This is a genomic window from Tepidanaerobacter sp. EBM-38 (assembly GCA_001896545.1).
GTDB lineage: Bacteria > Bacillota > Thermosediminibacteria > Thermosediminibacterales > Tepidanaerobacteraceae > Tepidanaerobacter.
The window spans coordinates 26,613-34,277 of record MPOT01000037.1; the positions used below are offsets into that span (position 1 = coordinate 26,613).

5 protein-coding genes and 2 tRNA genes are annotated in these 7,665 nt (G+C 37.8%); 1 reads left to right on the top strand and 6 read right to left on the bottom strand.

From position 1 onward, the window contains the following. Positions 1-4: 4 nt before the first annotated feature. Both yycF and BUC45_RS04025 read right to left on the bottom strand, forming a co-directional pair. Positions 5-694, bottom strand: coding sequence for a response regulator YycF (yycF, locus tag BUC45_RS04020; RefSeq protein ID WP_296970515.1), 690 nt, complete (start codon positions 692-694; stop codon positions 5-7). A 40-nt stretch (positions 695-734) separates the two neighbouring features. Continuing rightward, a complete protein-coding gene (locus BUC45_RS04025; RefSeq protein ID WP_296970517.1) occupies positions 735-1,508 on the bottom strand; it encodes a hypothetical protein in 774 nt (257 codons plus the stop codon). A 733-nt stretch (positions 1,509-2,241) separates the two neighbouring features. Between BUC45_RS04025 and BUC45_RS04030 the strand changes: the two genes are divergently transcribed. Continuing rightward, positions 2,242-3,552, top strand: a complete 1,311-nt coding sequence (locus BUC45_RS04030; RefSeq protein ID WP_296970519.1) for a cyclic 2,3-diphosphoglycerate synthase — start codon at positions 2,242-2,244, stop codon at positions 3,550-3,552. 185 nt (positions 3,553-3,737) lie between these two features. On the opposite strand, the gene BUC45_RS04035 is transcribed toward BUC45_RS04030, so the two are convergent. The 4 genes from BUC45_RS04035 to BUC45_RS04050 all read right to left on the bottom strand — a co-directional run bounded on the left by BUC45_RS04035 (position 3,738) and on the right by BUC45_RS04050 (position 7,642). Beyond that, positions 3,738-5,123 (bottom strand): peptidoglycan DD-metalloendopeptidase family protein, encoded by a 1,386-nt coding sequence (locus BUC45_RS04035; RefSeq protein WP_296970521.1) that lies wholly within the window; start codon positions 5,121-5,123, stop codon positions 3,738-3,740. Between the two features lie 395 nt (positions 5,124-5,518). After that, the gene (locus BUC45_RS04040; protein WP_296970523.1) at positions 5,519-7,009 is read right to left on the bottom strand and encodes a M1 family metallopeptidase; all 1,491 of its coding nucleotides are present in this window, start codon (positions 7,007-7,009) and stop codon (positions 5,519-5,521) included. A 282-nt stretch (positions 7,010-7,291) separates the two neighbouring features. Further along, positions 7,292-7,366: transfer RNA gene (locus BUC45_RS04045), tRNA-Gly, on the bottom strand. A gap of 201 nt (positions 7,367-7,567) precedes the next feature. Continuing rightward, a tRNA-Glu gene (locus BUC45_RS04050) sits at positions 7,568-7,642 on the bottom strand. Between the last annotated feature and the right edge of the window lie 23 nt (positions 7,643-7,665).

Here is a 7,665-nt window from a genome sequence, read left to right on the forward strand (position 1 = left end):
CCACCTATTGCTTCCTAAAGTAGTAACCCACACCTCGTTTAGTAATAATATATGTCGGGTTGGCAGGATCGTCTTCCACCTTTTCCCGAAGGCGCCGCACAGTTACATCTACAGTGCGTATATCCCCATAATACTCATAACCCCACACTTCCTCTAAAAGTTTTTCGCGGGTGAAAACCTGTCCGGCCTGAGTAGAAAGATATTTAATTAATTCATACTCGCGAAAAGTAAGATCAAGGGGTTTCCCCTTTTTTCTTACTACATAACTTTTTAAATCTAGCTCCAAATCTCCCAGTCTGATAATTTCTTCTTCGCCGCCGGGCTCAGAAAGAGCAATCCTTCTCAAATTGGCTTTTACTCGAGCCATAAGCTCTCTCATGCTGAAGGGTTTTGTAATATAATCATCTGCACCAAGCTCTAAGCCTAAGACCTTGTCTACTTCCTCGCCTCTGGCCGTTAGCATGATTATCGGGCTAGTTATTTTTTCCCTAAGTTTCTTGCATACTGAAAAACCGTCCTGCTTAGGCAGCATAATGTCCAATAGTATTAAGTCGGGATCTTCTTTTAGGGCAATGTTTATAGCCTCATCACCATCATAAGCCGCCAAAACATTATACCCCTCTTTAGAAAGGTTGTATCTTAAAATGTCAACAATGGGTTTTTCATCATCAACCACTAAAATCTTCTCATTCAAAAACAGCACCCCCATTACTAACTACATTCGCCATAATTCGTTATTTTCCTCCCGTATCAATTTGAGCAACCTTTCGAAGGAAAATACCATCTGCCGAATCACCGTCTTTAAGGTAAAGCATTATTCTTTTAAGCTCATCAATGCCACCACTGCCCGAAAGAAATTCAGTCATCTCAAGCGCACCTAAGTACGCCTTAGGTACATTTGAGAGTTTATCAAAACTATACATGATATCCTCATAAGCATAGTCAAAGCTCTTATCAATTTCAAAATCCTCTTCAAGTGTATAACCCGTTACTCGCTTTTCTTCATACTGAGCCACTCCCTCTGTAAACCAGCGGGGACAGTTGCCTTTAGTCATAGTATCTACCACAAAATGAGTATATTCATGAACCATGGGGCCTTTATCAAAGAATACCTTCTCCATATCCTGAGTTTCTTCAATCCACCCATCCGGCGACTGAACATAGATAACACCTCTATAGTAAACCCCTTGAGTATTTTCATCTTTTGGCCAATTGAAAGCGGATTGAAGGCTTAATCCGTCCGGGAAGACCACAATGGGCAGCTTATTTTTTGGATAAAAATCAAAGTCTTTCCCCACAAGGTCATAGGCTTTCTCAGCCGCATTTACAACAGCCGGTATGCTATCCTTGCTTTCAGGCTTAAAAAGTATAATAAAATGTGATGTTGCCACAGAATCAAAACCTTTTAATTTAAATGTGACAACAGATATTGGCGCATAAAAATAATAAACTCCTATAATAATTATAACACATAGGAGCGCAATTGCAGTAAGCTTTTTTCTCAGCATTGTCTTCCACTCCCCCCTATCATTATATTAGAGTTCGACAAAAATTTCACTGGAAATCATATTCACTGCCACTGTTATTTACCAGATTACATTCATAAAAAAATAAAAAATCAGATTTTTCAAGGCAAAACTGCGTTGTTTTAGGCCGGTAATAAAATCTGCGACACAAGAAAAAAAGCGGCTATTTGCCGCATTTTAAAAAGGGGGGATCGTTTTGTTGTTGCTGACTGCTTAATTCTTATTATAAATGATTATTATTAAGGAATTATTTCATTTATATTACAATCATGTTACAAATTACTGGTTTTATCGACAAATAGCAGCTTTGTTTTAGATTGAAATTACCTTTTATGATACAGGCGTTTTTTATGCATGTCAGTTTTGCATTTTTTAGATTTTTCACCAGGAATCCAATGTCAGGTACACAAAAATATTTTTTAAAAATTCCTTCTCTTAAGACTGAATTATATGAATAGTTATCCCAATCAATACCATTCGCACTCCCGTAAATATAATTATGAGTTTTATAGAACTTACCTTTATCTAAGATTGTTTGCGGCGTTTGTCCATCGCAGGGTGTATAGTCGGATTTTTTTATGAATATTTATACATATAGCTTGCATTTTTATACTATAGGTGTATAATATTATATATTTCATTTTAATCAGAGCTATTCTTTTAAAGTGTTTAAAGCGTTGATTTTAATTTAATTATAATTTAGGGGGTTTTATAAATGAAGATTAAAACTATAATCATGGGGGCAGCAGGCAGGGATTTCCACGTATTTAATACGTATTTTAGAGATAACGATATGTATGATGTGGTAGCCTTTACCGCTACGCAAATCCCCAACATTGAAGGGCGGAAATATCCTGCGGTTTTAGCAGGCAAATTGTATCCCGATGGAATTCCTATTTATCCTGAAGAAGCGCTTCAGTCTTTAATCAAGGAGCATGATGTCAGGCAGGTGATTTTTGCTTATAGCGATATTGCGCATGTAGATATTATGCACAAGGCTTCAACGGTTCTTGCCGCAGGGGCTGACTTTCGCCTTATGGGACCTCAAAACACCTCAATAAAATCATCAAAACCCGTCATTTCCATATGTGCTGTAAGGACTGGGGTCGGCAAAAGTCAAACTACACGTGCTGTATGTAAAATCTTGCAGCAGATGGGCAAAAAAGTGGTGGCAATTCGTCATCCCATGCCATATGGCGATTTAAGCAAGCAAATATGCCAACGTTTTGCCTCCTACGAGGACTTGAACTTGCATAAATGCACCATTGAGGAACGGGAAGAATATGAACCGCACATCGACAACGGCATCATCGTATATGCAGGCGTTGATTATGAAGTAATCCTGAGAGAGGCTGAAAAAGAGGCTGATATCATCATCTGGGATGGCGGTAATAATGATTTTCCGTTCTACCACGCCGACCTACACATTGTACTGGCAGATCCTTTAAGGCCTAGCCATGAAATACTCTACCACCCGGGAGAAACCAATATAAAGATGGCCGATGTAATTATAATTAATAAGATTGATTCGGCTAATGCCAGTGATGTAAACACCGTTAGAGAAAATATCGAAAAGGCCAATCCGAATGCCTTAGTTATAGAAGCAGCTTCACCTATAAGCATAGAACAACCGGAGATGATAAAAGGTAAGCGTGTGCTTGTAATCGAAGACGGCCCTACCCTTACTCATGGAGGCATGAAATTTGGAGCAGGTTTTGTTGCAGCAAAGAAATTTGGAGCCAAAGAAATCGTAGATGCTAAACCATATGCTGTAGGAAGTATAATGGGAACTTATGAAAAATATCCTCATCTAAATGTGATACTGCCGGCAATGGGCTACGGTGATCAGCAAATGAAAGAGCTTGAAGCAACTATAAATAATAGTGATTGTGATGTGGTATTATCCGGCACTCCAATAGATATAACGCGGATTATAAATCCCAATAAGCCTGTGGTAAGAGTAAAGTATGAGCTTCAGGAAATCGGCCAGCCGGACCTTAAAACGGTTCTTGAAAAATTTCAGTAATCGATATATTTATTTTCGGCATACTTAGCAAGCTCGAAGTATATAATAAATGTTCTTTGTAAGTCTAAGTGACTTTTTAAGGAGTATAAAAAGTGCTGCTGCACATCGGAATAATCGTGCAGCAGCACTTTTATATTAATTATGTATAAATATTTAAACCACCTTATATTTAATTTTCCAGGCAACTATTTGTTTAAGTAATTCAATGGATTTACCGCACTTCCATTGACGCGGACTTCAAAATGCACATGGTTTCCGGACGCTCTGCCGGTAGCACCTACTGTTGCAATTTGCTGGCCTTTTTCTACCTGCTGACCTGCCGACACAGTAATAGAACTATTATGGGCATAATAGGTTTCTATGCCGCCACCGTGATTTATTATAACCAAGTTTCCATAGCCGCCCTGCCATCCTGCAAAGGTTATTGTGCCGCTGTTAGATGCGCGGACTGGAGCGCCTTTGCTCTGAGCAATATCGATTCCGGTGTGAAATTCACCGCCTCTTTTTCCAAAGGGTGAACTAATTTGTCCAACTGTAGGCCATGAAAATCTCCCATTGCCACGGAAGGCAACTTCAGCTTTTGTACCCCTTGCAACGATGCGAGTTACGGGCTCTTTAACCACTTTTTCATCGATAACAGTCTGAGATACTTTAAGACCATTTTTAAATACCGCTTCTGCAGCAATTTCCTTAGAACCTTTCTCTCCTGCCTGCTTTACCTTCTGATCCCATGTCCACAAGGAGTTATCTTTGACTACTTCAGTTTCATAAGGTATTTCCTCATTATATGTAATCTTCTTTACTACTGTAACATTTAGAAGTGGTTTTATTTCAGTTAGATTTATTTTTTCTCCTAAGGCTAATTCATTTTCAGACTTCAATTGAGGGTTTGCCTTTATCAAATCATCCAAAGACATATTCGTTTCCTGTGAAATAGACCAAAGACTATCGCCCTCAACTACCTCATATGTCTTGGTTTCTAAGGCTCCCTTTAGTATAAGGTTTTTTGCTTCTTCTGCACTTAAGGTTTCTTTAGGGTATACATACCTTTCGATTAGCTTGACTTTTTCGGCTACCTCTACTTTAATTAATTCTCCAGGTACTTGGCTTATATAATAGTTTTTCACTCCATCCAAGACCGTTTCTGCAGTGGGCTTATCTTTTACTATAGCAACTTCTTTTCCGTCTACTTCAATGGCTACCGCTTTTAGTTTATACGTCAAGGCCGATTCCAGTTTTTCAATCATTTCCTCTTCTGAGTCAAGCTTTTTCCCTAAAGCTCTTACCGGTGAAACTTTTATATCTTGAACAAATTCTATATCCGCACAAAGCTTATTTTCATATTTTTTTTGTAATTCAGTTTTGATTTCAGCTAATTTCTGGTGGTTTTTTACATTTCCTATTTTTTCGCCGCCAACACTTACTTCAAGCACAGAACGACTAAGAAGTGCTATTAAAACAGCGAAAGTAACGATGACACAACATCCGGCAAGCAATAAAGTTTTTGTCTTTTTATCGGTCTTTGCCTTCAGGTAAAGCCCTTTAAGGTTTTTAAAACTAGGCGTTTCCATTCACCCACTCCTTTCTTTTGCATATGGCGGAAAGTACAATAAACCCACTTTACTTTCCCCTAACACATGTAGCAAAGGCATTCCTGAAATATAGCACAACCTCAGCTTACATCTTGTAATAAATATTTAATATTTGCGTAACATATTTGTAATTTAACACACCACTATTATATTCTATGCAAATTATGATTTTCCTTCTTTTGATTTGAATTTTTTCTTATTTTTTCTACGGTAAAAGCTTCCAATTTCCTTCAAGCATTGATTAAACTATATTATATGAGTTTTTATTTAACAATTAAAAGCATGTAAAATCCAATTACAAGTTTTTAAGTTAAATGATATCTTGCTGTAATGTCCCTATAAGATAATGATTTCCAATATTTCCATAAATATACCTATGAGGCTTTATCTAATATATCTCTACTTCTAAGGCAATCATTTATATAGTCGGTCCAATCCACGCCTGTTACATGATTCAAGGCTTTTATAAAATCGGCGGTTGTGGCATTTTTATAAAGGTTTTGTTCAAAGTAGTACCTCAGTGCTTGCTGAAGTTTGCCTTTACCTATTCGCCCTTCTAAATCCTTAACCATTATAGTGCCCTTGTGATACACCGCAGCACTATAATCTTTCCAATCAGCAAATTCCGACAGCGGTCTTAGGATGGGTCCGGGCGTATTTGCCGCTTCATAGAGCTTATACGGATTTAAGATGGCTTGTTCATAAACTTTTTGCCCATTCTTTCTGCCGTAAAAGTAATCATAATACAAAAGCGTAGAATACTCTGCCAATGCCTCATCCAGCCAAGCCTCCTCTATCTGGTTATTGCCGACAAGGCCATACCACCATTGATGCGCTGTTTCATGCACCACTACATACTCAAAGAATCCGCTTGAGCCGTAAAATTCATTGCCTATCATTACTAAATTTGGAAACTCCATACCACCTATGTAAAAATCCGAAGCAACAACTGAGTAATGTGAATATGGATATTTGCCAAAATATTCATTAAAAAAACCCAAGGCATTTTTAGCATATTCAAGGGCTTTTAAACTATACTCCTTATTTTCCCCTTCAAAATAATATGACATGATTTGGGTATTGTCAACAGTGGCTGATTCTACTGTAAATTTATTGCTGCTGATCCAAGCAAAATCTCTTACGAGCTCAGTCTTAAAATTCCAAATTACATTGTTTCCTGCTTCCTCAATTTTTTCTTGTAAGCTGCCACTTGCCGCAATCTTGTATGCTTTAGGGGTTCTTATGCTTACATCATAAAGGCCCATTTCACTGTAGAAAGGATCGCCTACGCAGTAATATGGATCTTTATGCCAACCCTTTTCATCATAGACGGCAAGAATCGGATACCAATTTGCTAAATTAAAAGTGTTTTGCCCATATCCAAACCGTCCGCGTGCCGGAGGAATTTTCACATCAAACTCTATTGTAAGAACCAATTTATCCTGCGGCTCTAAAGGTTTGCTAGGCATTACCTTCAAGATTGTATTTTCAACTTCAAAATTTACTTTGGAAGATTCATCGGAAATTTTTTTAATAGATAAATATCCCGGTTCAAAACCGTCAGGATACGCCTGCTGCATTTCTTCCTTTGGGAAGGGAACATCATCAAGGGCTTTGAACGCATTTGGATACAGATGGAAATAAAGTTCCTGAAATGCTTTTGCTTTATCATTGGTTATCGTAACCTTTTCAATGACAGCAAGCCTTTTTTCTTCAGGATAAAAAGTCACATCCATTTCATATCGGGGGCAGCTTGTCATAATTTCTTCGGTTACTTTTTGTATTTTCTTTTGGTGTCCTCTTTGAACAAACAAAAAACTTAAGCCTATTATAACCAGTATAATTGCAAACTTCCTCTTTTTCACCCGTATCTTCCCCTTCCTAGGTTTTTACAAACCATATATAAATTTATTACATTACTATTCATTAGTTAATTTATTTACTCTTTTGATGTTTTATTCTAGTGTCGGAGAGATTACCGATAAAATTAGCATCTGATAGACCGAAAAATCTAGCAAAAAAGGCTTCCACTTAAAAAGTGAAAGCCTTCTAATAAATGCTAGAGTATTTGTCAGGCACTCGGCCTATGGACAAAATAAGAGGTTTTAAGAAAATATCGCTTCCCCAAAACCTCGATGTATCTTGATTGGAGCGGAAAACGGGATTTGAACCCGCGGCCCTCGGCTTGGGAAGCCGATGCTCTACCACTGAGCTATTTCCGCTCGCTCAGTACTATTATAAAGCTGCTATTAGTTTTTGTCAATCTGTGGCTTCAAAGCTAATTTAATATTTAACTTAAACAGGTCGAAATCAACTTTTTGCGCATCATTTTTAGGAAATATCATAAAAAAACAAAACTACGTAAAAAATAGTTTTGTTTTGTATTACTCCATTAGTATTTTACTTTTGTAGTATAAATAAAATGGTGACCCCGAGGGGATTCGAACCCCTGATACCGCCGTGAAAGGGCGATGTCTTAACCACTTGACCACGGGGCCACAAATGGTGAGCCATCCGCGAC